General features: G+C 65.0%; 26 protein-coding genes. 17 read left to right on the forward strand and 9 right to left on the reverse strand.

Annotated elements, in window-relative coordinates:
- Positions 1-444: hypothetical protein (locus ACLQ62_RS08355; protein ID WP_411721182.1), on the reverse strand; the 444-nt coding region annotated here is incomplete at its 3' end.
- Positions 444-1,091, reverse strand: a complete 648-nt coding sequence (locus ACLQ62_RS08360; RefSeq protein ID WP_411721183.1) for a DUF5343 domain-containing protein — start codon at positions 1,089-1,091, stop codon at positions 444-446. The genes ACLQ62_RS08355 and ACLQ62_RS08360, both read right to left, overlap by 1 nt.
- A 325-nt stretch (positions 1,092-1,416) precedes the next feature.
- Here ACLQ62_RS08360 and tsaB point away from each other — a divergent pair, with 325 nt between their 5' ends.
- The 6 genes from tsaB to ACLQ62_RS08390 all read left to right on the forward strand — a co-directional run bounded on the left by tsaB (position 1,417) and on the right by ACLQ62_RS08390 (position 5,768).
- The gene (tsaB, locus tag ACLQ62_RS08365) at positions 1,417-2,034 is read left to right on the forward strand and encodes a tRNA (adenosine(37)-N6)-threonylcarbamoyltransferase complex dimerization subunit type 1 TsaB (RefSeq protein WP_411721184.1); all 618 of its coding nucleotides are present in this window, start codon (positions 1,417-1,419) and stop codon (positions 2,032-2,034) included.
- Positions 2,031-2,519: a ribosomal protein S18-alanine N-acetyltransferase gene (gene rimI / locus ACLQ62_RS08370; protein ID WP_411721185.1), complete on the forward strand. Its 489-nt coding sequence runs from the start codon at positions 2,031-2,033 to the stop codon at positions 2,517-2,519. Before tsaB ends, rimI begins: the two co-directional genes overlap by 4 nt.
- Positions 2,516-3,589, forward strand: a complete 1,074-nt coding sequence (gene tsaD, locus ACLQ62_RS08375) for a tRNA (adenosine(37)-N6)-threonylcarbamoyltransferase complex transferase subunit TsaD (RefSeq protein ID WP_411721186.1) — start codon at positions 2,516-2,518, stop codon at positions 3,587-3,589. The genes rimI and tsaD overlap by 4 nt, the downstream gene beginning before the upstream one ends.
- 253 nt (positions 3,590-3,842) lie before the next feature.
- Entirely contained in the window at positions 3,843-4,610 is a 768-nt protein-coding gene (locus tag ACLQ62_RS08380; protein ID WP_411721187.1) for a hypothetical protein, read from the forward strand.
- A 15-nt stretch (positions 4,611-4,625) separates the two neighbouring features.
- Positions 4,626-4,949 (forward strand): hypothetical protein, encoded by a 324-nt coding sequence (locus tag ACLQ62_RS08385; RefSeq protein WP_411721188.1) that lies wholly within the window; start codon positions 4,626-4,628, stop codon positions 4,947-4,949.
- Positions 4,950-4,952: 3 nt separating this feature from the next.
- Positions 4,953-5,768: a nitroreductase family protein gene (locus ACLQ62_RS08390; protein WP_411721189.1), complete on the forward strand. Its 816-nt coding sequence runs from the start codon at positions 4,953-4,955 to the stop codon at positions 5,766-5,768.
- 14 nt (positions 5,769-5,782) lie between these two features.
- Here ACLQ62_RS08390 and ACLQ62_RS08395 read toward each other — a convergent pair whose 3' ends face one another.
- Positions 5,783-6,256 (reverse strand): SRPBCC family protein, encoded by a 474-nt coding sequence (locus ACLQ62_RS08395; protein WP_411721190.1) that lies wholly within the window; start codon positions 6,254-6,256, stop codon positions 5,783-5,785.
- 114 nt (positions 6,257-6,370) lie between these two features.
- Positions 6,371-7,558, reverse strand: a complete 1,188-nt coding sequence (locus tag ACLQ62_RS08400) for a THUMP-like domain-containing protein (protein WP_411721191.1) — start codon at positions 7,556-7,558, stop codon at positions 6,371-6,373.
- A gap of 147 nt (positions 7,559-7,705) precedes the next feature.
- On the opposite strand from ACLQ62_RS08400, the gene groES reads away from it, so the two are divergent.
- The 3 genes from groES (at position 7,706) to ACLQ62_RS08415 (ending at position 10,531) form a co-directional block, all read left to right on the forward strand.
- Entirely contained in the window at positions 7,706-8,002 is a 297-nt protein-coding gene (groES, locus tag ACLQ62_RS08405) for a co-chaperone GroES (protein ID WP_354499110.1), read from the forward strand.
- A gap of 98 nt (positions 8,003-8,100) precedes the next feature.
- Positions 8,101-9,099: an EamA family transporter RarD gene (gene rarD / locus ACLQ62_RS08410; RefSeq protein WP_411721192.1), complete on the forward strand. Its 999-nt coding sequence runs from the start codon at positions 8,101-8,103 to the stop codon at positions 9,097-9,099.
- Positions 9,100-9,247: 148 nt separating this feature from the next.
- A complete protein-coding gene (locus tag ACLQ62_RS08415) occupies positions 9,248-10,531 on the forward strand; it encodes an ABC transporter substrate-binding protein (RefSeq protein WP_411721193.1) in 1,284 nt (427 codons plus the stop codon).
- 136 nt (positions 10,532-10,667) lie between these two features.
- On the opposite strand, the gene ACLQ62_RS08420 is transcribed toward ACLQ62_RS08415, so the two are convergent.
- From ACLQ62_RS08420 to ACLQ62_RS08435, 4 genes are read right to left on the reverse strand one after another with little or no spacing between them, the layout of a single operon-like run.
- Positions 10,668-11,420, reverse strand: a complete 753-nt coding sequence (locus ACLQ62_RS08420; protein WP_411721194.1) for an ABC transporter ATP-binding protein — start codon at positions 11,418-11,420, stop codon at positions 10,668-10,670.
- The gene (locus ACLQ62_RS08425; protein ID WP_411721195.1) at positions 11,417-12,421 is read right to left on the reverse strand and encodes an ABC transporter ATP-binding protein; all 1,005 of its coding nucleotides are present in this window, start codon (positions 12,419-12,421) and stop codon (positions 11,417-11,419) included. The genes ACLQ62_RS08420 and ACLQ62_RS08425 overlap by 4 nt, the downstream gene beginning before the upstream one ends.
- Positions 12,408-13,391, reverse strand: coding sequence for a branched-chain amino acid ABC transporter permease (locus ACLQ62_RS08430; RefSeq protein ID WP_411721196.1), 984 nt, complete (start codon positions 13,389-13,391; stop codon positions 12,408-12,410). The genes ACLQ62_RS08425 and ACLQ62_RS08430 overlap by 14 nt, the downstream gene beginning before the upstream one ends.
- A 9-nt stretch (positions 13,392-13,400) precedes the next feature.
- Positions 13,401-14,708: a branched-chain amino acid ABC transporter permease gene (locus ACLQ62_RS08435; protein ID WP_411721197.1), complete on the reverse strand. Its 1,308-nt coding sequence runs from the start codon at positions 14,706-14,708 to the stop codon at positions 13,401-13,403.
- Between the two features lie 267 nt (positions 14,709-14,975).
- Between ACLQ62_RS08435 and guaB the strand changes: the two genes are divergently transcribed.
- Positions 14,976-16,478: an IMP dehydrogenase gene (gene guaB / locus ACLQ62_RS08440; protein ID WP_411721198.1), complete on the forward strand. Its 1,503-nt coding sequence runs from the start codon at positions 14,976-14,978 to the stop codon at positions 16,476-16,478.
- A gap of 275 nt (positions 16,479-16,753) precedes the next feature.
- Positions 16,754-17,872 carry a GuaB3 family IMP dehydrogenase-related protein gene (locus ACLQ62_RS08445; protein ID WP_411721221.1) on the forward strand — a complete coding sequence of 373 codons (1,119 nt, stop codon included), beginning with the start codon at positions 16,754-16,756 and terminating at the stop codon, positions 17,870-17,872.
- Between the two features lie 136 nt (positions 17,873-18,008).
- Here ACLQ62_RS08445 and poxB read toward each other — a convergent pair whose 3' ends face one another.
- Complete coding sequence (poxB, locus tag ACLQ62_RS08450; protein ID WP_411721199.1) at positions 18,009-19,739, reverse strand: ubiquinone-dependent pyruvate dehydrogenase; 1,731 nt, start codon at positions 19,737-19,739, stop codon at positions 18,009-18,011.
- Positions 19,740-19,951: 212 nt separating this feature from the next.
- Between poxB and ACLQ62_RS08455 the strand changes: the two genes are divergently transcribed.
- The 6 genes from ACLQ62_RS08455 (at position 19,952) to guaA (ending at position 26,555) form a co-directional block, all read left to right on the forward strand.
- On the forward strand, positions 19,952-21,682 hold the full coding sequence (locus ACLQ62_RS08455) for a glycerol-3-phosphate dehydrogenase/oxidase (protein WP_411721200.1): 1,731 nt from the start codon (positions 19,952-19,954) through the stop codon (positions 21,680-21,682).
- Positions 21,683-21,770: 88 nt separating this feature from the next.
- Positions 21,771-22,301, forward strand: a complete 531-nt coding sequence (locus ACLQ62_RS08460) for a cation:proton antiporter regulatory subunit (protein ID WP_411721201.1) — start codon at positions 21,771-21,773, stop codon at positions 22,299-22,301.
- A 3-nt stretch (positions 22,302-22,304) separates the two neighbouring features.
- Positions 22,305-23,681: a cation:proton antiporter gene (locus ACLQ62_RS08465; RefSeq protein ID WP_411721202.1), complete on the forward strand. Its 1,377-nt coding sequence runs from the start codon at positions 22,305-22,307 to the stop codon at positions 23,679-23,681.
- A gap of 55 nt (positions 23,682-23,736) precedes the next feature.
- Positions 23,737-24,522 (forward strand): SURF1 family protein, encoded by a 786-nt coding sequence (locus ACLQ62_RS08470; RefSeq protein ID WP_411721203.1) that lies wholly within the window; start codon positions 23,737-23,739, stop codon positions 24,520-24,522.
- 4 nt (positions 24,523-24,526) lie between these two features.
- Positions 24,527-24,976 (forward strand): DUF3817 domain-containing protein, encoded by a 450-nt coding sequence (locus ACLQ62_RS08475; protein ID WP_411721204.1) that lies wholly within the window; start codon positions 24,527-24,529, stop codon positions 24,974-24,976.
- Positions 24,972-26,555, forward strand: coding sequence for a glutamine-hydrolyzing GMP synthase (guaA, locus tag ACLQ62_RS08480; protein WP_411721222.1), 1,584 nt, complete (start codon positions 24,972-24,974; stop codon positions 26,553-26,555). The genes ACLQ62_RS08475 and guaA overlap by 5 nt, the downstream gene beginning before the upstream one ends.
- Positions 26,556-26,673: the final 118 nt, after the last annotated feature.

The following is a 26,673-nucleotide window of genomic DNA, read 5'->3' on the forward strand; positions in this document are numbered from 1 at the left end:
CTCCTGACTCCGGATGTACGGCTCGAACAGCTGGAAGTTCTGTCCGATGATTTGGGGGAGGTGCTTTATCTCTGTGTAGCTGAGTAGATCAGCGCCACGGACGCCATGCCACTTCGTCTTCTCTTCGTCGTCGCGACGATCCTCCGCGAACTTACGGATTTTGGTTGACACGCCTCTCTCCCACCACTCTTCAGCGAACTCATCGATCAGGACGCGGGAGACGAACTTGCGAACCGAATGCTCGAATGCGGCAATGGAGGCGTACACAACCGACATGAGGCGAGCTTCTGCCAGCATGTCTGGGTCGAAAAGCTCCAGGCTCAAAGCGGCGCTGATGTCCATCTCTGTTGCGGACGCCGCGAGTCTGCGTGGGCGACCAGCAGTATCGAGGGCTTCTTCGGTGAGAAGTGCGCGATATACGAAGTTGTAGAGCCTGTCGTCCACTAGCCGAGATGCTCCTTCAATGATCTGAAGAGCGCGTTGTAGACGGCAGCGTCGCGCGACTCGGGTAGATGAATGTTGATGTTGTACACGAGGTCCCCGAGCCCTGACGCTGAGCCTCTCGCCTTGGGCCTGCGCGGCTCTGCTGTTTGCTCCTTCTCGATTGCTTCGGTACCCAGTTCGTTCAAGACCTCTTCTCGGCGTTCCTGCACGTCCAACGCGTCGGCGGAAAGGTCGGCGTACTTGACGAGAGTGCTGAACGTCCCTGCCATCTGTTGGAGGACGCGATCGGTGAACTGTCCCTCCGACAACGTTTTCATCTTGTTTTTCACTTCGTTGGTCGACATGGTGTGAGCGTTCTTGTTGATGCGAAACAGGTCGGCGTATGCCTCGCGAATGCCGATAGCCAGCACGGCCTCCGACTGCGTCTGGTCGAGATATTCGTGGTAGCGCTTCTGTGGGACCCCGTTGTCGTCCACAAAGCCAACTGCCTTGAGGACATTCGTCATTGCGCGGTCGTTGCTGCTCGCGAACCCGAGCCCCTCCAAGAACTTGGCCGTGAATCGGTCGGGAGCTTGCGCACCCTGCATCGCGGCGAGGATGTCACCGGTGTTCTTGAAGGACGTGAGGTAGGCGGTGGGCAGGCTCATATGCTCGAGCCTAGTGACGGGGGGTTCTCGCGAGCACGTCCCCTTTCGGGCGCGGTGTCACAGCACGCGGTCTGACTCGCACTAGGCAATTCAGGGCCATCCGAGCCCGCTATCGGTTCTAGAGGACAAGGTCTGTAAGCCTGTGCAACAGTGGGGACCCTGCGGCCTTTGGTTCGAGTGTCCCGAAGGTAGCTGCATTTGCGTCGTCGGTGCCTTCGACAGCAACAGCGAGGTTCCATGAAGCACCCATATGAGACGGTCGATCCGGATCACCCGCCACGACGAGGACCTCTCCTGACCGACCCCGACCGCGTAGGCTGGACGGGTGCTTCTCGCCATCGATTCCTCCACCGGGACCTCCGTCGCTGTGGTCGACCGCGACGGCGGGATCCTCGCCGAACTCGCCGTCGACGACACCATGCGGCACGCGGAGGTCGTCGGCGCGCTGATCCGCGACACGCTCAGCGAGGCCGGAGTCTCAGCGGCCGACCTTTCGGCGGTTGCTTGCGGCATGGGTCCTGGGCCGTTCACCGGACTGCGGATCGGCATCGCCGCTGCCCGCGCGTTCGCCTTCGGCGCAGGCAAGCGCATCGTTCCCCTCGTCAGCCATGACGCCGTGGCCTTCGCCTGGTACTCCGCCGGAAACAGCGGCGACCTCCTCGTCGCGACCGACGCTCGCCGCCGCGAGCTGTACTGGTCGTCGTACACCGGAGTCACCGGGAGCGGTCTGCCGGCCCGCTCCGCCGGCCCCGGTCTCGCCGTACCGCAGGACCTCCCAGCGGTCAGCGGTACCCGGCTCGATGCCGACACCGTGTCGGCCGGCTCTCTCGGCATGCTCGCCGAACTCACCTGGGCAGCCGGGGCGGACTTCGCGGCAGACGAACCGCTGTATCTGCGATCTCCCGACGTCACGATGTCGTCCCGCAAGCGGGTGACCGCATGACCTGGAAGCTGCGCAGGGCTTCCGTCGCCGACATCCACCACATCATGGACATCGAGCGGTCCGTCTTCGTCACGGATGCCTGGTCCGACGAGATGATGCGAGCCGAACTCGAATCCAAGAACACGGTGTACGTCGTCGCCACGGCGCTCGGCGCCCCGGATATCGTCCAGGGTTACGCCGGGCTGATGGTCCCGGCGGGCGCAACCGAGGCTGACGTTCAGACCATCGCCGTTACCCCCGACGTCCGCAGGATGGGGCTCGGCCGGGCGCTCATGCATACCCTGCTCAAGGAGGCGCGCGCGGTCGGTGTCCGGGACGTGTTCCTGGAAGTGCGCGCGGACAACGCCTCAGCGCAAGCGCTGTACGAGTCTCTCGGCTTCGCCGGTATCGGGGTGCGCCCCGGCTACTACCAGCCGGACGACGTCGACGCCATCGTCATGAAACTCGAACTTGCCCGCCCGAGCACTGCGGTCGGCGCGTCGTGAGGGCTCGGAGCCTGAACCGGGACGCACCGCTCGTCCTCGGCATCGAAACATCGTGCGACGAAACCGGCATCGGGATCGTGCGTGGCCGCAAACTGCTGAGCAACACCATCGCCTCATCGATGGAGGAGCACGCCCGTTATGGCGGCGTGGTGCCGGAGGTCGCCGCGCGCGCCCACCTCGAAGAGCTGGTGCCCGCCCTGACCGCAGCCGTCGCTGAAGCGGGAATCACGCTCGACGACCTCGATGCGATCGCCGTGACATCCGGACCGGGACTCTCCGGCGCACTCATGGTCGGTGTCGGTGCAGCGAAGGCCCTCGCTGTGGCGCTCGACAAGCCGATCTACGCGGTGAATCACCTCGTCGGTCACGTCGGCGCCGACATCCTCGACGAATCCGGCACCCCATTCGACTACCCCACGATTGCTCTCCTGGTGTCGGGCGGGCACACCTCCCTGCTCCTCGTCCGCGACCTCGTCGGCGACGTCGAACTGCTCGGTGAGACGATCGACGACGCCGCCGGGGAAGCCTTCGACAAGGTCGCACGGCTCCTGGGCCTGCCGTACCCCGGCGGCCCGGAGATCGACCGGCTCGCCGCGCTCGGCGACCCGACAGCCATCCGGTTCCCGCGCGGACTGACCCTGCCCAAGGACATGGCGAAGCACCGCTACGATTTCTCGTTCTCCGGGCTGAAGACGTCGGTCGCCCGCTGGGTGGAGAAGCAGCAGGACCTCGGCAACGAGGTTCCCATCGCGGATGTCGCGGCCAGCTTCCGTGAAGCGGTCGCGGATGTGCTCCTCACCAAGGCGATCGCTGCCTGTGCCGATCACCAGGTTCCGCGGCTGCTTCTCGGCGGCGGGGTCGTCGCGAACGCGAGGGTCAGGGAACTCGCGACCGAACGTGCGGCAGCCGCTGGCGTCGCCCTGCGCATCCCGCCGCTGTCCCTGTGCACAGACAACGGCGCGATGATCGCCGAGCTCGGTGCGCAGCTGATCATGGCGGGCCATGCCCCGTCGACCCTGGATTTCTCGGCCGATTCGACTCTCCCGGTCACGCAGATCCAGGTCTCCTGAACGTCCGGCGCTCAGCGCCTGCGGCGGCTCGGCCCAATCGATGACGCGTGTCACGCCACGCTGCCGAACGTGCTGAACAGCATCCGTGGCGATTCGGTTGCCATGGTGTGCCCCATGCCGCCTTTACGACGATCGGGTGCACCGGCGGCGCTTGAGCAGCTCCGCGACGCATCGCGGTAGGGTGTCATTCTGGATGCCGGTGCTCGCCTCGCGGGCACCCACCGACCTCGTGCTTCGGCGACAGGAGAGAACTTTGTCAGACCCCCAGCCTCCCGAGGACCTTCCCGCGCGACCCCCGCTTCCTCCCCAGCAGACACCGGCCGCCGAGCCGCAACCGGCCCCTGAGGCACCGGCCGTTGCGGCCCCTGCAGCCGCATATCGCGAAGCCTCCGCCCCGCCGCCGAATCCCTTCGGGCAACCAGCGGCGGGCAGGCACGCGCCGCAACCAGGCGCCCCAGCGGTTAACCCGAGCATCCCGCCGGCGGGGCCGTCCGGGTTCGCTCCTCCCAGTTCGCCGGGCTTCGGTACGACCGGCGGCCCCGCGACGGCGGGATACGGCCAGTATCCCCAGCCGCCGGTCCTCCCGACGGGCGGTTACGGGCAGTTCGGGCAAAACGGGCAGCAAGCTCCGCAGACGCAGCAATACGGCCCAACCGGCTACGCCGCACCCGGTTACCAGAGCCCCGGCTATCCCGCTCCCGGCTACGCGGCCCCCGGATACCCCCCGGCTCAGCCGTACCCGGTCGCTGTGATGCCCACCAAACCGGCGAAGCCGGCCGCCAAGCTCGCCAACACCGGTCTGATACTCGGTGCGATCGGAGTGATCGGCGGCATCTTCTTCGGCTGGACGCTGCTGCTCTCCCTCGCCGCCATCGTGCTCGGATTCCTCGCCCGGTCCCGGGAGCCGCACGCCCGCGGTATCGCCCTGGGTGCGATCGTCACCGGCTTCGTCGGCGTGGTGCTCTCCCTCGGATGGCTGACCTACAGCATCCTCACCTGGCTCGCGCTGACGACGTCATAGCGACAAGGATCCGCCGTGAACCCCGCCGTGCTCTTCACCGCAGCCACGACCAGCTACCTGGCGAACTGCGCCCTCGGTGCGGCGGTCGCGACAGGCACCCTGCGCACCGGGCGTGCGCACTGGGTCCACCACGCGCTGTACATCTCGACCGCGAGTCTCGCGGGGATCGCGGTGAGTTCCCTCTTCTGGAGCCGGAACCGCGCAGGCCTGCTGCTGCTCCCCGCCGCTGTACCGCTCGTGCTGATCCCCGCGATCAGTTCGCACTCACGGCGGCACATCGTTACGGCGCTCGCCGCAGCACCGTTCTTCGTGGCGAGTCTCGTCAAAGCCTGGAGGTAACGCATGGAATTTCTCGACGTCGTCCGCCGGCGGAAAACCACGAACGGCCCGTTCCTGCCAGACCCGGTCCGCGAAGAGCACCAACGACTCCTGATGGAACTTGCCGGCCGGGCTCCTTCACAGCTCAACAGCCAGCCCTGGCGGTTCGTGATCGTTGAAGACCGGCCGACGATCGAGCAGATTGCCACGATCAGTGGTGAAAGTATGACCGAGGCGATGTCCAACGGCACGTTCTTCGAACGTTACAAGCCCTACTTCCGGTTCAGCGCCGAAGAGATGGCAACACGGAGAGACGGGATGCTGTTCGACAAGCTTCCGGCGGCCCTCCGGCCGTTCACCGGTCAGGTCTTCACCAAGCGCGGACAGAAGCTCATGAACACGATGCGCGTGCCGCAGAAACTCGGTGAGGAGAACCGCAAGCTCGTCGCGGGCTCCCCGATGCTCCTCGGAGTGATGCTCGACCGGGCCGAGTACCGGCCGGGGGAACTGTCATCGTTCTACTCGGTGTTCAGCATGGGCGCGGCCGTGGAAAACGTCTGGCTCGCCACCGTCGAACTGGGTATGGGTATCCAGTTCGTGTCGTTCCCGATGGAGGTCCCAGGCAACTGGGCGAAGATTGAATCTCTCCTGCAGGTGCCGGACGACCTCGAGCTCATGGCCCTGTACCGTCTGGGCTACCTGCCCCCTGAGCAACGCCGCCCGGCCATCGACTGGTCGAGCCACGAGCGGAAGCTGCCGTCGCAGTACGTCTTCCGCGGGACGTGCGCAACGCCTCAGACCGGATGGGATGTTCCCGCCGAAGCGGGCGACCCGGCCTGAGGCGCCGCAGAGCTCTAGCGCCCGGTTGCGTCCGGTTCACGGTCGACCGAGCCGCGCCATGCGCCGGTCTCGAAACCGTTCGACTCGATCAGTTCCTTGAACTTCTTGAGGTCGCGGCCGATCTGGATGTCGTCGACTTGCAGCAGTGCGCCCGCCTTCTCGACGATGCCCTGCGGAGTCCAGTCGAGCTGCAACGAAATGCGGGTCTCGGCATCGCTCAGGCGGTGGAAGGTGACGACGCCGGCGTGGTCTTCGCCGCCGGTGCTCTTCCACGCGATCCGCTCATCGGGGTGCTGCTCGGTGATCTCGGCGTCGAACTCGCGGGTGACCCCGGCAACCGAGACCTTCCAGTGCGTCAGGGTGTCCGTCTTCTGAACGACGTTGTCCACTCCGCTGAGGAACTGGGGGAACGACTCGAACTGGGTCCACTGGTTGTACGCCGTGGAAATGGGGACGGAGACGTCGATATCCGATTTGACAGTTGCCATGGGGCATCCTTCTCTCTTCTCGGTGTACTGGAGCCTTCAGGACACCACGGCAGGCGGCGCGATGTCGAGGGGTTGCGACCGGGCGCCGGGACATGCCAAGAGAGTGGATGCCGGTCAGAGGCGCTCGCAGAGCAGCGCGGCATGCCTCCCGGCCACGCGGGTGAGAACGAGGGTCGCGCTGTTCGGACCCTTGAGGTTCATCCGAGTGCGGAAGGCGGCGGGGTCGATGTCTGCGCCGCGCTTCTTGACCTCGAGCGTGCCGATCCCGCGCGCTCGCAACTCCCGTTTGAGGGTGCGTTCGTCGAGCGGAAAGCGTTCGAGAACACGGAACCCGCTCGCGAACGGGCTCGTCGCTGCCTCGTTCCCGGTCAGGTAGGCGATCCCGTCGCTCAGCATGCCAGCGCCGAGCGCCCGCGCGACGTCGCCGATGAGACGGGCGCGGATGACAGCTCCATCGGGCTCCCAGAGATACTCGCCGAGCGGCGCCACGTCGACATCCTCGCTGTCCGCGCCGGCGTTGAGCTCGTGGCTTCCGTCGCTGTCCAGGACGAGGGCGGAACGGCGGATGCCCTCGCGGCCGAGAGTGCCGAACCACAGACCGAGTTCCACCACGTGGGAGTCGACGCTGACCCACTGCGCCTCGGCGTCGTCAGGGATCAGTGACCGGTCGAATCCGGGCCCGAGCTTCACCCCGGTGGGCCGGGATGCTGCCGACGCGAAAACGAAGTCGAGTGACGGGGTGTAGTCGGAAGGCTGGGTGAGTCTGGCGGTGTTCGAGTGCCCTGCGGTGCGTCTCGCCGGGTCGAAGTACAGTGCGTCGAACCGGCTGAGGTCGACGTCCTCGGCAGACGCATGTTCCACCCGGGCCGACTCGAACGGCGCGAGGTTGTAACTGGCGACGGTCGCCGTCACCTCGTCGGCGTCGACAGCCGTCACCTCGAGGTCGAGGGCCGCGAATGCCATGGCGTCTCCGCCGATACCGCAGCCCAGATCGGCGACGCGCGTCAATCCGGCGGCACCGAACCGCCCGGCGTGCATCGCAGCCACCCGGAGGCGTGTTGCCTGCTCGAGCCCGGCTTCGGTGAAGAGCATCCGCGAAGCGAAAGTCCCGAACTTCGCCTGCGCCTTGACGCGCAGCCTGGCCTGGGTCAGCACGGTGGCGACCAGAGAGGGGGAGTGTCCGGCTGCCCGCAACCGCGAGACCGTGGCGACGACGTCGCCGCCGGCATCCGCTCCTGCCACTTCATCGAGCAGGGTCAGACCCTCAGGCGTCAGCAACTCGACAAGTTCGGCTCTTTCCATCCCGCAAACCTACCAACCGGATGACGCCGATTCCGTCGCCCCATTGGCACTCACGTTGCGAGAGTGCCAATGGATCCCTAGACTGGCGTTAGCACTCTCGATGTGAGGGTGCTAACTCATAGCTTTAGTTTCAGAAAGAGGTCAACCGTGTCGGTCTCCATCAAGCCGCTCGAAGATCGCATCGTCATCAAGCAGGTCGATGCCGAGCAGACAACCGCTTCCGGTCTTGTCATCCCTGACACCGCCAAGGAGAAGCCCCAGGAGGGCATCGTCGAAGCAGTGGGCCCCGGCCGCATCGACGACAACGGCAACCGCGTTCCGCTCGACGTTGCCGTCGGCGACAAGGTCATCTACTCCAAGTACGGCGGAACCGAAGTGAAGTTCGACGGCCAGGACTACCTGGTTCTCTCGGCCCGCGACGTGCTTGCCGTGGTGGTTCGCTAACACGCACTGCACTCGAACGAATCCCGGATGGCGAAAGCCCTCCGGGATTCGTCCGTTAAGCGGCGGGACTCGGGTCCAGCCGCGAGTAGCATCGAGGGATGCCCCCAGCGTCCGATCCCGCCGACATCGACGTCGCCTCCGACAGAACGGTCGCCGGCAGAACCGGTCAGCCGCACGACCGGCTGAACCGCTCGGGCCTCGTCTCGGCGGTGACCGCCTATGTTCTCTGGGGGATGCTCCCTCTCTACTTCCTTCTGGTGGCCCCAACCGGGCCGTTCGAACTCGTCGCCGCCCGGGTGATCTTCTCCCTGATCTTCTGCGCGCTGCTGCTCACCGTGACCAGGGCGTGGAAGCCGTTCGTCAGGCTCCTCATCACGCCCGGCATCACGTTCACGATGGCGCTCGCCGGTGCCCTCATTTTCGTCAACTGGCAGACCTACGTCTACGGCGTCCTCAGCGGCCAGGTGGTTGAGGCGGCACTCGGCTACTTCATCAACCCGATCGTCACCGTGTTCCTCGGCGTCTTCTTCCTCCGGGAACGATTGCGGCTCATCCAATGGATCTCTGTCGGGATCAGCATCGTCGCCGTTCTCGTCCTCGCGGTCGGCGGCAGTGGTGTTCCGTGGATCGCGCTGATCCTCGCCTTCTCGTTCGGGCTGTACGGGTACATCAAGAAACGGGTGGGACCGCGGGTGGACGCCGTCGCCGGGCTGACTCTCGAGACCACCTGGCTGCTTCCCGTCGCCGTTGTCCAGCTTCTCGTCGTCGGCGCCACAACCGGGCTGACGATCGGGACGGTGAGCCCGATGCACACGGCTCTCCTCGCCGGCACCGGCGTGATCACCGCCGTTCCACTCCTCTTCTTCGCCGCCGCGTCCCGCCGATTGCCGCTCGTGTGGATGGGATTCATCCAGTTCTTCGCCCCGGTGATCCAGTTCCTGGTCGGGGTGCTCGTTCTCCATGAGGAAATGCCGATCGAACGGTGGGTGGGGTTCGGCCTGGTCTGGATCGCGCTCGTCATCCTCACCGTCGACATGGCCGCGAGTGCGCGGCGATCCGCCGTCCAGCGCAACAAAGCGGCCGGATCTTCGCCCTGACCGCGGGAAAAGATCACGAATGGTAACGATTGCACCTCTCGTTACACGTATGTAACCCAGATGTATTGTTCCCTGACGATTGCTCGAATAGGTTGGCACAACGACAGCACCTCAGCGCTGTCGATCGGACACGACAGCAAGGAGCAACATGGGCGTTTTCACCCGGGCTACGGCCTCCCGCTCACGCACCCGCACAGCCACGTTGAGTGGGCTTGCCTTCCTGGGGGCCAGTGCACTGGTTCTCACCGGATGCTCGAGCCCCGGCGGAGGTGAAGGTGGCAACAATGAAAGGCCGGCAGGCGAGGACCTCACACTGAAGGTGGGGACGCTCCTGCCGCAGACCGGACAGCTGGCCTTCCTCGGCCCACCAGAAGAAGCGGGTGTCGGTCTGGCCGTCAAGGAGATCAACGACGCAGAATTGGGCATCACCGTTGATGTCACCTACGGCGACTCCGGCGACCCCGACAACAAGGCATTCGCGACAACGGTCCCGAACCTGCTCGGCGAAGATGTTTCAGCCATCATCGGCGCCGCATCCAGCGGTGTCACCAAGCTCGTCATCGACGAGGTCACCGGCGCTGGTGTCATCCAGTTCTCGCCGGCGAACACCTCGGCGGACTTCACCACCTGGGACGACAACGGGCTGTTCTGGCGAACAGCACCCAGCGACGTCCTGCAGGGCGAGGTCCTCGGAAACCTGATCGCTGAAGACGGCAACGAAACCCTCGGCATCCTCTACCTCAACGACTCCTACGGAACCGGCCTGGCCGGCTTCGTCAAGGAAAACTTCGAGGCGGCCGGCGGCGAAGTCGTCGAGGAAGTGTCGTACAACGCCGGTGACACGACGTTCGACGCGCAGGTCAGCTCGCTGAAGGCCGCCAACCCTGACGCGATCGCCCTGATCGCGTTCGAGGAGACCAAGACGATCGTTCCCGCCCTCTCGGGCTACCCCGCCGAGAAGATGTACTTCGTCGACGGCAACCTGTCCGACTACTCAGCGGACTTCGCCCCCGGTACCCTGACCGGTGCCAAGGGCACCCTTCCTGGACTGGACACGGAGGAGCTCGGTGACTTCACCGATCGACTGCAGGAGTTCTGGCAGGCAGAAGGCAATGAGGAGCTGAAGGACTACAGCTACGCAGCTGAGTCCTACGACGCTGTCGTCCTTCTCGCTCTGGCAGCTCTCCAGGCCGGGTCGACCGAAGGCGCAGACATCGCAGCGGAGCTGCAGAGCGTCTCTGGCGGTGGGGAAGACACCGGTGAGAAGTGCACCACCTTCGCGGACTGCGCCGCACTCATCAACGATGGCGAAGCTGTGGACTACGACGGCTACTCCGGGCCCATCACCTTCGATGAGAACGGTGACCCGACCGAGGCGACCATTGGTATCCACCAGTACAACGCAGAAAACAAGTACGAGCGCATCAACTAGAACGCTCAGCTGATCGGAACGGTGGCCGCGGGGGAGCCCGCGGCCTCCGTTTCGTCGTTCGATCACTGGCAGCCGGTTTGAATGCACGAGAAAGCCCCGCAGACGCCGTCTGCGGGGCTTTTGCCGGAGTTCCGGTTTACTCGTCTTCGTCCTGTCCCAGAGTGCCCAGGTACAGCCCGATCACCTTCTCATCGTTGAGCAACTCGCGACCGGTGCCGGTGTAGGCATCCGTTCCCTGGTCCAGAACATACCCGCGGTCGCAGATCTGCAGGCAGCGGCGTGCGTTCTGCTCGACCATGATCGTCGTCACGCCCGCTTTGTTGATGTCGGACACCCGGATGAACGCGTCATCCTGACGCACGGGGGAGAGACCGGCGCTCGGCTCGTCGAGGAGCAGAACGTGCGGGTCCATCATGAGTGCTCGAGACATGGCCACCATCTGGCGTTCTCCGCCGGACAGCGATCCCGCACGCTGCTTGAGGCGCTTGCCCAGCTCGGCGAAGATCCCGGTGACGAATTCCAGGCGTTCCGAGTAGATTTTCGGATTCTGGAAGAGCCCCATTTGCAGGTTTTCTTCTATCGTCAGGCTCGGGAAGACGTTGTTCGTCTGCGGCACGAAGCCGACGCCGCGCGCGACGAGCTTGTCCGCCTTCAACCCGGTGATGTCCTCTCCGTTGAGCCGGATCTCGCCGCCCCTCACCCGAACCTGGCCGAAGATCGCTTTCAGCAGGGTCGACTTGCCGGCACCGTTCGGGCCGATGATCCCGATCAGTTCGCCTTTGGCAGCGACCAGGTTGGCCGAATTGAGGATGTTGACGCCGGGGAGATAACCGGCAGTCAGGTTCTTGACCTCGACAACGGTCTCGGGCGCGAGCGTAGCGCTGGTCACTTGGTGTCTCCCTCTTTCGCTGAGTCGTCCGTCTTCGTGTCTGCGACGTACGCGGACGAATCGGTCAAGCCGACTTCCGCGTCGATCTCCGCGAGAAGGTCTGCGACTCCTGCCGTCTTCACTCCGGAGACACGACCGGTGACGACTCCGAGGTCGACGTCCTGATGGCTGCCGAGATAAGCGTCGATCACGGCGGCGTCCTGCATGACACTTTCCGGGTCGCCCTCGGCGACGATCCGACCTTCGGCCATCACGATGACCCAGTCGGCGATATGCCGAACCATGTGCATGTCGTGCTCCACGAAGAGCACGCTCATCCCCTCCTTTTTGAGGTTGAGGATGTGGTCGAGGAGCGACTGGGTCAGCGCCGGGTTCACGCCCGCCATCGGCTCGTCGAGCATGACAAGTCTCGGCGAACTCATGAGCGCCCGCGCCATCTCGAGAAGCTTGCGCTGACCGCCGGAGAGACTCGCAGCGAAGTCGTCCTTCTTGGTGTCGAGTTTGAACCGGGCGAGGATCTCGATGGCCCGCTCCTCGATCTCCGCCTCCTGCTTTCTCCAGAGCGGCTTGATGAGGCTCGAGAACATGTTCTCGCCCGTCTGCTTCTGTGCCCCCAGCTTCATGTTCTCGAGCACGGTGAGCAGGCCGAGCGCTTTCGTCAGCTGGAAGGTCCTGACCTGGCCCATTCGAGCCACTTTGAAGGCAGGGACGCCGTTGAGACGCGTGCCGTCGAAGGTCCAGGTCCCTGTGTCCGGTTTGTCGAAACCGGTCAGCAGGTTGAACAGGGTCGTCTTGCCCGCGCCGTTGGGCCCGATGAGAGCCGTGATCGCTCCGCGGGGAACCTCCACATGATCCACGTCGACGGCCTTGAGACCACCGAAGGTTCGAGTCACGTTGTCGGCGATGATGATGGGGTCGACCTTGGCGACACCGGGAACAGCCTCACCGATGTGCAGCCCGGTGGTCTTGACGGGGGAGTGTGCTCCGCTACTGCTTGACAAAGGTCAGCTCCTTCTTGTTGCCGAGGATGCCCTGCGGTCTGAAGATGACGATCAGCATGAGGGCGAGTCCTACGAGGATGAAGCGGAGAGTTGCGGCCTGGGTGGTGGACATGAACGGCAGCAGTCCGCTCGACGCCATCGCGGGCAGGACGTTCGACAGGAAGCCCATGATCACCCAGAAGATGACAGCGCCGAGCAGCGGACCGAAGACCGTTGCCGCTCCGCCGAGAAGGAGGATCGTCCAGATGAAGAACGTCAGGCTGGTCACGTACACGCTCGGCACGACGGCGGACGGCAGCGCGAACACCACGCCACCCAGGGCGCCGAAGATGCCACCGACGATGAGCGCCTGCATCTTGTAGGCGAAAACGTTCTTGCCGAGCGCGCGCACGGCGTCCTCGTCTTCACGGATGCCCTTGAGGACTCGACCCCACGGGCTGCGCATGAGCAGCCACACCAGAAGTGCGGCGACGATGAGCAGGCCGATGCCGAAGATCCGGACCCACCAGCCGTTGGCGTTGTATGTCCAGGGTCCGAAACCGTAGCTGCCCTCGGGGAACGGGTTCGCCGCACGGAAACCCTCGTGGTAGTTGCCGAGGCCGTCAGCCGAGTTGGTCACCGAGTCGAAGACCTGCGTCGTGAACAGCAGTCGCACGATCTCGGCGGCCGCAATGGTGACGATCGCGAGGTAGTCCGCTCGAAGCCTCAGCGTCGGGATGCCGAGGATGAAGGCGAAGACGACGGATGCCAGCATGCCGACGAGAATCCCGGCCCACCACGGCAGGCCGAAGGTCAGGATCGAGATGGCATATCCATAGGCGCCGAGCGCCATGAAGCCGGCCATACCGAAGTTCAGCAGTCCTCCGTATCCGAAGTGGACGGCCAGCCCGAGGGCAGCCAGCGCGTAGGCGATGGTCTCCGGGCTGATCAGCCAGGAGGCGGTATTCGACAGAATTGATTCCCAGTCCATGGCGTCCTCCTAACCGATTCTCTCTTTGCGGCCCAGCAGGCCCTGTGGTTTCACAAGCAGGACGGCGATGAGCACAACGAGCGCTCCCACATATTTGATGTCGGACGGAATCCACAACGTGGAGAGTTCCACGAGGAGACCGACGATGATCGAACCCAGAAGGGCGCCGAACGCCGTCCCCAGCCCACCGAGAACGATGGCGCCGAAGACGAGCAGCAGGATCTGGGTTCCCATGTCCCATTTGATCCCGGGGCGGAAGTACGCCCAGAGAATGCCGGCGAGACCGGCAAGCGCGCCGGCCAGGATCCAGACGATACGGACCACCCTGTCGACGTCGATTCCGCTGGCGGCGGCGAGCGATGCGTTGTCTGAGATCGCTCGAGTCGCCTTTCCCGTGCGGGTTTTGACGAGCCACCAGGCGACCCCGACCAGAACGACGGCGGACGTAGCCATGCTGACCATGTCGGTGATCGAAAGCGTGACCGAGCCGAACAGCCGGATTCCCGCCTCACCGGCGCCAGGCAACTGGTACGTGTTTCCGCCGATGAAGTACAGGAACAGGTACCGGATGAGGAGCGAGAGGCCGATGGAGACGATCATCACCTGGACGATGCCGATTCCCCTGCGCCTGAGAGGTCGCCACAGCCCCGTATCGAGGACATAGCCGAACACCCCGCTCATCACCACCGCTGCCGGTAAGGCTGCCCAAATGGGCATCTGCAGGTTGGTGAACAGCAGCGCCATCACAGCACCGAAGGTCACCATTTCACCGTGGGCGAAGTTGGAGAGCCCGGTCGTTCCGAAGACGAGGGAGGCGCCGACAGCGGCCAGGGCGAGAAGAAGCCCGAAGTTCAGACCGTTGACCGTCCGCTCGACGAACTGGTCGAAGAAACTCGTGGTCACCCGCACACCCTCACCGAGGAAGTAGTTGACGATCTTCGAGTTGGTCAGCGCGATCTCTGATTCGACCGAGGCGGAGCCCTCGGCAACGATGACGCCCTCCGGGAGGGTTTCCTCATTGAGGGTCACCGTGTATGTGCCCTTCTCCGGGACGCCGATCTTCCATTTCCCTTCGGCATCCGTTTCCACTTCGGCGTTGTAGCCGTTGCCGTCGACGATGATGACGACGTCTTCGAGCGGTTCGCTCTCGTATTTGACGTTGCCGGCGAAGTAGAAGTCGTATTCGGTGCCGACCTCATCAGCCTGAGCGGGTGCCGCTGACGCCGACTGCAGTATCAGCGCACCGAACAGAAGGGCGAAGAACAGCAGGATCGTCTGCGCGCGGCGCGGGGCTTGGACTGAATGAGGGGAACTCACTGCACCTCCAGTGCGGGACCGCCAGGTCCCTCGGGCAGGGACCGCCAGGTCTCTACGCAACTTTTCGCCGAACGGCTCTGTTTGACGATACGACCCGATTATGACCTAGATGTTTCGAACATGGGTATTCCTCAACTCAAAGTGCCAAGGTTCCGGGCATAATCGTTACCTTTCTGCGGTTAGCATTAACTACCGGTCCCCATGCGCAGTGTTTTCTGGCATCCGTCACCCCCCGATGACGCCGGTCCTCCACCGTGAAGGGAAGCAATGGAAAACTCAGACCCGTTCGGCTTTGTCGGACTGACCTATGACGACGTTCTGCTGTTGCCCGGCCACACGGACGTCATCCCGAGCGAGGCGGAGACCTTCTCGCGACTGACCAAACGGATCACGGTCGCGACACCGCTGCTGTCCAGCGCCATGGACACGGTCACCGAATCGCGCATGGCCATCGCCATGGCACGGCAGGGTGGACTCGGCGTCCTGCACCGGAACCTGTCCATCGGCGACCAGGCCGAGCAGGTCGACCTCGTCAAGCGCAGTGAGTCCGGCATGATCACGAACCCAGTGACCACGACTGCGGATGCCACGGTCGCTGAAGTCGACGCCCTCTGCGGGCAGTTCCGTGTCTCCGGCCTCCCTGTGATCGACGGCGACGGCGTTCTCGTCGGCATCATCACCAACCGTGACATGCGCTTCGTTGCCCCGTTCGAGAAAGCCACGACCGCCGTCCGCGATGTCATGACGCGGATGCCGCTCATCACCGCTCCTGTCGGCATCGACCCGGATGATGCGATCGCGATCCTCGCCCAGCACCGGATCGAGAAACTGCCCCTCGTCGACGCGGCAGGCAAACTCAAGGGCCTCATCACCGTCAAGGACTTCGACAAGAGCGAGAAGTACCCGAACTCCACCAAGGATGACGAAGGCCGGCTCCGTGTCGGTGCCGCCATCGGGTTCTTCGGCGATGCCTGGCAGCGCGCGGGTGCTCTCGTCGACGCCGGTGTCGACGTACTCGTCGTCGACACCGCGAACGGAGACTCAGCCGGCGTGCTCGACATCCTCCGCAAGATCAAGGGAGACAAGGCATTCGCCGGCGTCGACGTGATCGGCGGCAACGTCGCCACCCGTTCCGGCGCGAAGGCGCTCGCCGAAGCCGGTGCCGACGCCATCAAGGTCGGTGTCGGCCCAGGCTCCATCTGCACCACCAGAGTGGTCGCCGGAGTCGGGGTGCCCCAGATCACTGCCGTGTACGAGGCATCCCTCGCCGCACGGGAATACGGTGTGCCGGTGATCGCCGACGGCGGACTGCAGTACTCAGGAGACATCGCGAAGGCGCTCGTTGCCGGCGCGGACACCGTCATGCTCGGCTCGCTCCTCGCCGGTTGCGACGAAAGCCCGGGGGAGCTCGTCTTCGTCAACGGCAAGCAGTTCAAGACCTACCGTGGCATGGGTTCGCTCGGTGCGCTGCAGACCCGTGGCGAAAAGACCTCGTACTCGAAGGACCGGTACTTCCAGAACGACGTCCCCAGCGACGACAAGCTCATCCCCGAAGGCATCGAGGGTCAGGTTCCCTACCGTGGGCCGCTCTCGGCCGTCGCATACCAGCTGATCGGCGGCCTCCGCCAGTCAATGTTCTACGTCGGAGCCCGCACGATCGATGAGCTCAAGCAGAAGGGCAAGTTCGTCCGGATCACCCCGGCCGGGCTCAAGGAGTCGCACCCGCACGACGTGCAGATCGTCGTCGAGGCGCCGAACTACCGCCGCTAGGCCTCGCTCTCGAAATCACCCGTTCCGGACGGGCTCATGCGTTGTATCGCGTGAGTTCGACCGGAACGGGTGATTTCGTTGGGGGTGGGTCGCGTTGCGAAGATGGTTGAGGATCGCCGTCACGTTATCGAGATTGCCTTGGGACTGGCTGCCGCCTTTCGCGAGGCTGCCGCCTCGCGGGGTGTTTTCGGTGGGGTGGGGTGGGTCGCCTCGGCGTGCGCCGGCGTGCGTCGCAAAGGTGGTCGGTGACTGAACGATAGGCTGGGTGGGTGAGTATGGAAACTGAGATCGGTGCGTCCAAGCGCGCACGCCGCGCGTACGCATTCGACGACATCGCCATTGTGCCGTCCCGTCGAACCCGCGACCCCGAAGACGTCTCGGTCAGCTGGGGCATTGACGCCTACCAGTTCGACATCCCGTTCCTCGCCGCTCCGATGGACTCCGTCGTCTCGCCCACGACCGCGATCATGATGGGCAAGCTCGGCGGCGTCGGCGTTCTCGACCTCGAAGGCATCTGGACCCGTTACGAGAACCCGGAACCTTTGCTTGCCGAGATCCGCAGCCTCTCCGACGACAGGGCGACGGCCCGGATGCAGGAAATCTACTCCGAGCCGATCAAGCCGGAGCTGGTCACCGCGCGCCTCGCCGAGATCCGTGCCGCCGGCGTCACCGTCGCCGGCGCTCTCTCACCGCAGCGCACCCAGGAACTCTACGAAACCGTCGTCGCGGCAGGGGTCGACCTGTTCGTCATCCGCGGCACAACCGTCTCCGCCGAGCACGTCTCGAAGAACCAGGAGCCGTTGAACCTCAAGGAGTTCATCTACGAACTCGACGTCCCGGTCATCGTCGGCGGCGCGGCCACCTACACCGCAGCCCTGCACCTCATGCGCACAGGCGCCGCGGGCGTTCTCGTCGGTTTCGGCGGAGGAGCTGCGTCGACCACCCGCGCAACCCTCGGCATCCACGCGCCGATGGCGACCGCGGTCGCCGACATCGCCGGTGCACGCCGTGACTACATGGACGAGTCAGGCGGGCGTTACGTCCACGTCATCGCAGATGGCGGTTTGGGCACGGCCGGGGACATCGTCAAGGCCATCGCCTGCGGCGCCGACGCCGTCATGCTCGGCACGACGCTTGCCCGTGCGACGGACGCCCCAGGCGGCGGCTACCACTGGGGTACGGAGGCGTATCACTCCCAGCTGCCGCGCGGACGCCGGGTCGAGGTCGGCCAGATCGGATCGCTTGAGGAGGTTCTCTACGGCCCGGCTACCGTTGCCGACGGCAAAGCGAACCTCGTCGGCGCGCTCCGGCGTTCAATGGCGACGACGGGGTACTCCGACATCAAGGAATTCCAGCGGGTAGAGGTCGTCCTCGCTCCATACCGCTCGCACTGACGTCGGCCAGGGGTTGAGACGGGCGTGCCGATGCCCGGTCCGGCTTTCGATGTGCGCTGAAGCACCGGAGATCGCCGGTTCAGGACCATGGGCGCACTGAACCGTGGCATCCGCGGACAATCGCCGTGTGCCCGTCTCAGTCGAAGATCCGGCGAATGACGTTCGTGGTGGCGAGGTCGACCAGTTCTTCCCCGCGCCCTGACAGGACGGTGCGGATGGCGTACAGGGTGAAGCCTTTCGCCTGCTCGGCGCTGATCGCCGGCGGGATCGACAGTTCCTGTCGCGCCGTGACGACGTCCACGAGCGCGGGACCGTCGTGCGCGAACGCCTCAGCGAGAGCGGACGGCAGGTCATCTGGCCGTTCGACGCGACGACCGTAGATCCCCATCGCTGTTGCCATGTCGGCGAAGTTCGGGTTCACCAGCTCTGTGCCGAAGTTCACGAGCCCGGCGGCTTTCATCTCGAGTTCGACGAAGCCGAGCGACGAGTTGTTGAACACGATGACCTTCACCGGAAGGCGGTTCTGGGTGAGGCTCAGCAACTCGCCGAGCATCATCGTCAGGCCGCCGTCCCCGGCTAGCGCGATCACCTGCCGGCCGGGCTGGGATGCCTGTGCCCCGATTCCCTGCGACACGGCGTTCGCCATGGTGCCGTGGCTGAAGGATCCGATCAGCCGCCGTCGGCCGTTCATCGACAGGTAGCGACTGGCCCATACGACGGGCGAACCGACGTCGGGGAGAAAGACCGCGTCGGCATCCGCCTGCTCATCAATCAGCCGGGTCAGGTACTGCGGATGGATCGGCGCGCGGTTGCGGTCGTTCGTCGCAAGCTCATCGAACCCTGACCTGCTCGTGCGATAGTGCTTGATCGAGCGCTCGAGGTGGTCGCGGTTGGTCTTTCGATCGATCAGGGGCAGCAGCACCTGCGCGGTGTCCTTCACCGTGCCCACGAGCCCGAGATCAAGGGGCGTACGCCTGCCGAGTTGCTCGCCGCGCACGTCGACCTGGATCTTGACAGCATCCTCCGGGAAGAACTGCTGGTACGGGAAGTCGGTGCCGAGCATCAGAAGTGCATCGCAGGATTCCATGGCCCGATAGCCCGATGCGAACCCGAGGAGCCCGGTCATGCCGACATCGAACGGGTTGTCGTATTCGATGTGCTCTTTGCCGCGCAGGGCATGGACGATCGGAGCGCCGAGCGCATCGGCAAGTGCCAGGACTTCCGCATGGGCGCCGGCCACTCCAGCGCCGGCCAGAATGGTGATCTTCTCAGCGGTGTTGAGCAGGCGGGCGGCCTCGGCCAGTCCCTCCGCTGACGGGAGCACCGAACTCGAGGTCGGTCGGATCGGCACCGTTCGCGCCTCGACGGCCTTCGACTCGAGGATGTCGCCTGGAATGACGATCACGGCAACCCCACGACGTTCGATGGCTGTGCGCATGGCGACCTCGAGCACTCGGGGCATTTGCTCGCGGGACCCGACCATCTCGCAATAGACACTGCACTCACGGAACAACTCCTGCGGGTGGGTCTCCTGGAAGTAGTTGCTGCCGATTTCGGCGCTGGGGATGTGCGAGGCGATCGCGAGGACCGGCACCCGGGAACGGTTGGCGTCGAACAGGCCGTTGATGAGGTGGAGATTGCCCGGCCCACAACTCGCGGCACACACGGCGAGTTCGCCGGTCAGCGCGGCGTCAGCCGACGCCGCGAGGGCTGCCGCCTCTTCATGGCGCACGTGCACCCAGTCGAGGTCTCCGTTCGCCCGAATCGCATCGGTGAGCCCGTTCAGCGAGTCGCCCGGGAGGCCGTAGATCCGGCTCACCCCACTTGCCTTGAGCGTGCCGACGATGTTCTCAGCGATGGTTCCCATGACGGCTCCCGATCCCTCTTGCGAATTGGTGTGCTCCGAAGAGTCCATCACAGTTCGCGGGGGAATGTCAGACCGCACAGCCGCGACGCAAGGCAGTTGTGACGTGTGTCCGGGTGCGTTAGCGTCGAAGGACATGCAGTGGCGTAGCCTGTCGGTGCCACCTTGAGCGGGATCCGGGAATCGCGGCAGGTTCGATCCCGGTGGAGGCAAGAATGGCTAATTCCAATACCGTTTCGCGCTCGACCAAGCTCGGCCTTGAGGAACGCAGCGCTGCGATCGAGGCACTGAAGACGAAAGAACTCGACATCCTCGTGGTCGGCGGAGGCATCGTCGGAGCGGGCAGCGCACTGGATGCCGTCACCCGCGGCCTGTCCACCGGCATCCTCGAGGCGCGGGACTGGTCCAGCGGCACGTCAAGCCGGTCGTCGAAACTCGTGCACGGTGGCATCCGTTACCTCGAGCAGCTCGACTTCCGACTCGTCCGCGAAGCGCTCATCGAGCGGGGGCTTCTGCTGCAGCGCATCGCCCCCCACCTGGTGAAGCCGGTGAAGTTCCTCTACCCGCTCAACCGCCCGATCTTCGAACGGCTCTACATCGGCGCTGGCATGCTGCTGTACGACCTGTTCAGCTACACCGGCGGCCGTCCACCCGGAGTGCCCCACCACAGGCACCTCACGAAACGCCAGGTTCAGAAGTCGATCCCGTCGCTGCGGAACAACGCTTTCGTCGGCGGACTCACCTACTACGACGCCCAGGTCGACGACGCCCGGTACGTGGCATCCCTCGTGCGCACCGCATCCTCATACGGCGCCCACGCCGCCAGCCGGGTGCGGGTGGAAGGCTTCCTCAAGGTCGGCCAGCGGGTCGTTGGCGTCAAGGCGCATGACCTTGAAACCGGCGAACGCTTCGAGGTTCGCGCACGGCAGGTCGTCAACGCCACGGGCGTCTGGACCGACGACACCCAGTCGATGGTCGGGGAACGCGGCCAGTTCAAGGTGCGCGCGTCGAAAGGCATCCACCTGCTCGTGCCACGCGACCGGTTCCAGTCCACGATGGGCCTGCTCCTGCGCACCGAGAAGAGCGTGCTGTTCGTCATCCCCTGGGGCAGGCACTGGATCATCGGTACAACGGACACTGACTGGAACCTCGACAAGGCGCACCCAGCCGCGACCGCCGCCGACATCGACTACCTCCTCGAGCACGTCAACAAGGTGCTCGCGGTGCCGCTCACCCGCGACGACGTCGAAGGTGTCTACGCCGGGCTCCGCCCGCTGCTCGCCGGCGAATCCGACCAGACCTCCAAGCTCTCACGCGAGCACCTCGTCGCTCACTCCGTTCCAGGACTCGTCGTCATCGCCGGTGGCAAATGGACCACGTACCGGGTCATGGCGAAGGACGCCATCGACGCGGCCGCCGACGCTCTCGACGGCAAGGTCCCGCAGTCGATCACCGAGAACATCGCGCTGCTCGGCGCTGAGGGGTACCAGGCGGCCTGGAACAAGCGGGGCAAGATCGCTCGCGCCTTCGGTGTGCACAAGGTCCGGATCGAACACCTCCTGAACCGATACGGTGTGCTGACCGATGAGCTGCTCGACCTCATCCGCGAACGTCCCGAGTTGAACGACGCGCTTCCTGGAGCCGACGACTACATCGGTGCGGAGGTGGTGTACGCGGCATCCCACGAAGGGGCGCTCCACCTCGAGGACGTCCTCGCCCGGCGCACCCGGATTTCGATCGAAGCGTGGGACCGCGGAGTGTCCGCCGCCCCGGTCGCCGCGCGCCTCATGGCCGGCGTCCTGGGCTGGGACGAAGAGCGCACCGAGAGGGAAGTCGCCACCTACCTCAAACGGGTCGCGGCCGAGCGTGCCTCCCAGGAGCAGCCCGACGACGAATCCGCCGACCGGATCCGGCTCGAAGCCCCTGACATCGTGGCCGTGAGATGACCGTCGTCTCCCAGCCGAAACCGGCTGGGAGACGAACCGGCCTCCGTTAGACTGGGAGAACTGCACCCAAGCTTTGAGGAGTCCGGCGATGGTCGATGTTCGGCGGGTCAAGCTCCCAGGAGTCGGCGTTCTGCACACGTTCGTGACCGACGATGGCGGCAAGGTGGGAGTCATCGCCCACCGCTCCGGTCACAGCGACCTGATCACCTTCGCCGACGACGAAGACGGTTCCGACGCCAGCAAGGTGTCCCTCCGGCTGAGCGAAGACGAAGCGCACACGCTGGCCGAGCTCCTCGGCGGAACCCAGATCACCGAGTCGCTGACGGCGCTGGATGCGATCCCGGGACTCTCCATTGACTGGTTCCGCGTCGACTATGAGGATCACATCGCCGGCCAGCCGCTCGGCGACCCAGCCGATCGCGGTATCGTCGGCCTCACCGTCGTCGCCGTTGTTCGTGGCGAGTCAGCCAACCCTGCACCGTCGAAGGACTTCCGCGTCTTCCCCGGCGACACTCTCGTCGTCGCCGGCAGCCCGGAAAAGGTCGCCAAGGCATTCGCCTTCTTCCGCACCGGGGAGTCACGCCTTCAAGGTGCGACTGAAGCTCCGCCGGGAAGCTGAACGATGTTCGCCGCCGCTGCAGCTGAAGGCTCGTCGCTGGGAACGGACCTCATCGTTCTCGGAACCCTGCTCGTCGTCGCCTACATCCTCGGCCGCCTCGGCAAAGTAATCGGGCTTCCGGCGATCCCGATCTACATGATCGTCGGGTTCCTGGCGAGCCCGAACAACGGCTGGTTCCCACTCAACTTCGAGAGCACGTACATCGAACTGATCGCTGTGTTCGGTCTGATCCTGCTGCTGTTCAACCTCGGCCTCGAGTTCGACCAGGACGAGTTCTTCGGCAACGCGGGAAAGCTGCTCATCTCTGGAGGTTCCTACCTCGTACTGCTGATGGGTGCCGGCCTGATCTTCGGATTCGTTCTCGGCTGGGGTACCCGGGAGGCCCTCATCGTCGCGGGCATCATCGGGACCTCGTCCAGCGCCATCGTCACGAAACTCCTGATCGAGCTCAATCGGCTCGCCAACCGGGAGACGCCGATGATCCTCGGCGTGACCGTCGTGCAGGACATCTTCCTCGCCATCTACCTCGCCATCGTGTCAGTGGTGCTCAGCGGCGAATCGGACCCCTGGCTGGTCGTCGGAAAGCTCGCCATCGCGTTCACCTTCCTCGTCGTGATGTTCAGCCTGGCCCGCTGGGGTGGGGCGTACGTCAGCCGGCTTTTCCGCACGAAGGACGACGAGCTCTTCACGATCCTGTTCTTCGGGCTCGCGGTGCTGTTCGGCGGCCTCGGCGAGGTCCTCGGGGTCAGCGACGCCATCGGTGCCTTCCTCATCGGGCTCGTCCTCGGCGCCACCCGCTACAGCGCCAAGATCGAACACGTCGCGGTGCCGCTCCGCGACGTCTTCGGGGCCTTCTTCTTCCTCAACTTCGGGCTGACCCTTGATCCGAGCCAGTTCCCCCTGGTGATCTGGCCGGTCGTCTTCGCGGTTCTCCTCACGCTCGTGCTCAACGTCGTCGCCGGGCAGTTCATGGCCCGGCTCTACGGCTTCAGCACACAGGCGGGTATCAACGCCGCCGCGATCCTGATGAACCGGGGTGAATTCGCGCTGATCCTCGCGATCCTCGCCCTCACGGCAGGGCTCGACGAGCGCCTGCAGCCGTTCGCCGGACTGTATGTTCTCCTCATGAGTGTGATGGGGCCGCTGCTCGCATCGAATTCCGAACGGATCGGCGCTGCGTTGCTCCGCACAAAGAAGGTCCCGATCAAGCCGCGGCAGCGAAACCCGCTACTGGATGAGCAGATCGCCCTCGTCGAAGCAGCCACCTCCGACGCGAGCAATACGGACACCGCCCGTGTCGTCGACCGGATCGTCGAACAGGCGGGCAGCCAGAGCGAACATGCGGCAGAGCGAATAACGAAGCGAGACGACGATTACTAGCAGTACCCCGACCCCTGACACGGGCAACACCCCCCAGCCGACGCTTGCTCGTACGATGCTCCAGCCCCGCTGGATCGCGATGCTCCTGCTCGCCCTCCTCGTCTCAGGGGCGTTCGCCTGGCTGGGGCAATGGCAGCTCGCGCGGGCTGTGGTGTCGTCCGAAACCGTCGAAAAGCCGACCGAATCCGTCGTCGGGCTCGAGACGGTGGCGACTCCAGGCGAGCCGCTCCGCGACGTCGTCGTCGGGCAGCTCGTCGAGGTCGAGGGCACGTGGGTCGCCGGAGACTTCCTCGTCGTCACCGAGCGGGTGAATCTCGGTGCCACCGGCTACTGGGTGGCAGGGCATCTCTCCACCGGAAACGATCCGGAGGACCCCGCCGTCGCCGTCGCCCTCGGCTGGGCAGAGGACCGCGACACCGCCGACCGGGTCGCGGCGGAACTCAATGCCGACCCCGACGCATCCGTCGTCACGATCACCGGCCGCCTCAACGCGTCGCAGGGGCCGGAGGTCCCGGACGACGGCGAGGACCCGTTCGAGCTGAGCACGATGTCCGTTGCCGCCCTCATCAATATCTGGCCGGACATGGCTGAACGCCCCATCTACAACGGCTACGTCGTCGCCGCGGATGCCCCGGACCCGCTGACCACGATCGATGCGCCGGCGGTCGAGCAGGGAACCACGGTCAACTGGCTCAACGTTTTCTACGCGATCGAATGGGTCGTGTTCGCGGGCTTCGCCATCTTCCTCTGGTACCGCCTGGTGAAGGACTCCTGGGAACGGGAACACGAGGAGCGCGAGCTCGCGGCCGGGCTCGGCACCGAAACCGGGCGGGTAGAATAGACCCATGCCCCTCCAACCTCGAGAGAGAGATCTGCCGCGGATCCCGGCCGCGCTGACCTTCTACAAGGTCTCCTCCATCGTCACCGGTACGCTGCTCCTCCTTCTGTGCGCTGAGATGTTCTTCAAGTACGCCTTCGGTCTCGAACTCGAACTCGGCGGCGCCTATGGGTTCCTGGCCTTTGTGCCGAGTGACAGCCTCCAGGCGATTAACCTGTCGCTGGGCATCCTCATGATCCACGGCTGGGGCTACGTCGTGTACCTCTTCGCCGACTTCCGGATCTGGAGTCTCATGCGCTGGTCGTTCCCGAAGTTCCTGCTCATCGCCCTCGGCGGCGTCATCCCCTTCCTTTCCTTCTTCCTCGAAGTGCGCATCGTCCGTGAGGTCAAGGCGTATCTCGCCTCTCGCGCGGCATCCGCCGACCTCACCCCCGAATCAGTGGAGGCATCCCATTAGCGAGCAGGCCACCAGCGCGCGCCCCGTCCTCGTCGTCGACTTCGGCGCACAATACGCCCAGCTCATCGCACGCCGCGTGCGCGAGGCGGGGGTCTACTCCGAGATCGTCCCGCATTCGATCAGTGCCGCTGAAGTGGCCGAAAAGAACCCGGTCGGCATCGTGCTCTCCGGCGGGCCGTCGAGTGTGTACGAAGACGGGGCACCAGCGCTCGACTCCGCGATCTTCGACCTCGATGTTCCGACGCTCGGCATCTGTTACGGCTTCCAGGTCATGGCGCGGGCTCTCGGCGGCGAGGTGGCGAACACCGGCCTCCGCGAGTACGGATCCACGGATGCCGCCCTGTCCACGGACGGCGGTGTCCTCCTCGGCGGGCAGCCCACCGACCAGACGGTCTGGATGAGCCACGGCGACTCGGTCGCTCGGGCGCCCGAAGGGTTCACCGTCCTGGCCTCGACCGCCTCCACCCCGGTTGCCGCGTTCGGGAACGACGAACGCCGGCTCTACGGCGTGCAGTGGCACCCCGAGGTGAAGCACTCCTCGTACGGCCAGAACGTGCTGGAGAACTTCCTTCACAAGGCTGCCGGGATCCCGTCCGACTGGAATCCGGGCAACGTCATCGCGGAGCAGGTCGACCGCATCCGCGCCCAGATCGGCACGGGCAAAGTCATCTGCGGTCTCTCCGGTGGCGTCGACTCCGCCGTCGCCGCTGCGCTCGTGCACGAAGCCGTCGGCGACCAGCTCGTCTGTGTCTTCGTCGACCACGGGCTCCTCCGCCAGGACGAGCGCCGCCAGGTCGAAGAGGACTACGTCGCCGCCACCGGCGTGCGGCTGATCACCATCGACGCCCGGGAACAGTTCCTCAACGCCCTCGCCGGAGTCAGCGACCCGGAGACGAAGCGTAAGATCATCGGGCGCGAGTTCATCCGTACCTTCGAGAAGGCCCAGGCCGACCTCATTGCCGAGTCGCTCGAAGACGACGGCGACCCGATCGCGTTCCTCGTGCAGGGCACCCTGTACCCCGACGTCGTCGAATCCGGCGGCGGTTCGGGCACCGCGAACATCAAGAGCCACCACAACGTCGGTGGGCTCCCCGACGACCTCACCTTTGAGCTCGTCGAACCGCTCCGCACCCTGTTCAAGGACGAAGTGCGCGCCATCGGCCGCGAACTCGGCTTGCCCGAGGTCATCGTGGGCCGTCAGCCGTTCCCCGGCCCGGGACTCGGTATCCGTATCGTCGGAGAGGTCACCGCCGAACGTCTCGAGCTGCTTCGCAAAGCGGATGCCATCGCCCGCTTCGAACTGTCGGCCGCCGGTCTGGACAACGAGATCTGGCAGTGCCCTGTCGTGCTGCTCGCCGATGTCCGCTCGGTCGGTGTCCAGGGAGACGGACGCACCTACGGGCACCCGATCGTCCTCAGACCGGTGAGCTCCGAGGACGCGATGACCGCTGACTGGACCCGGCTGCCGTATGACGTGCTGGCGAAGATCTCGAACCGGATCACCAACGAAGTGGAAGGCGTCAACCGCGTCGTTCTCGACGTGACGTCGAAGCCACCGGGGACTATCGAGTGGGAGTAGGGGTGGCGGCGAAAAGCCGACCATTTCCTCCTCCGCTCACACAGTGACGACTTCAGGACCGGCTCGCTGAGCCGGTCCTGTTTCGGTTGAGTGTTGCTCCGGGCGGCCCGTGCGTGGA

The sequence above is a fragment of the Mycetocola sp. genome, from assembly GCF_046716805.1.
Taxonomy (GTDB): Bacteria; Actinomycetota; Actinomycetes; order Actinomycetales; family Microbacteriaceae; genus Mycetocola_A.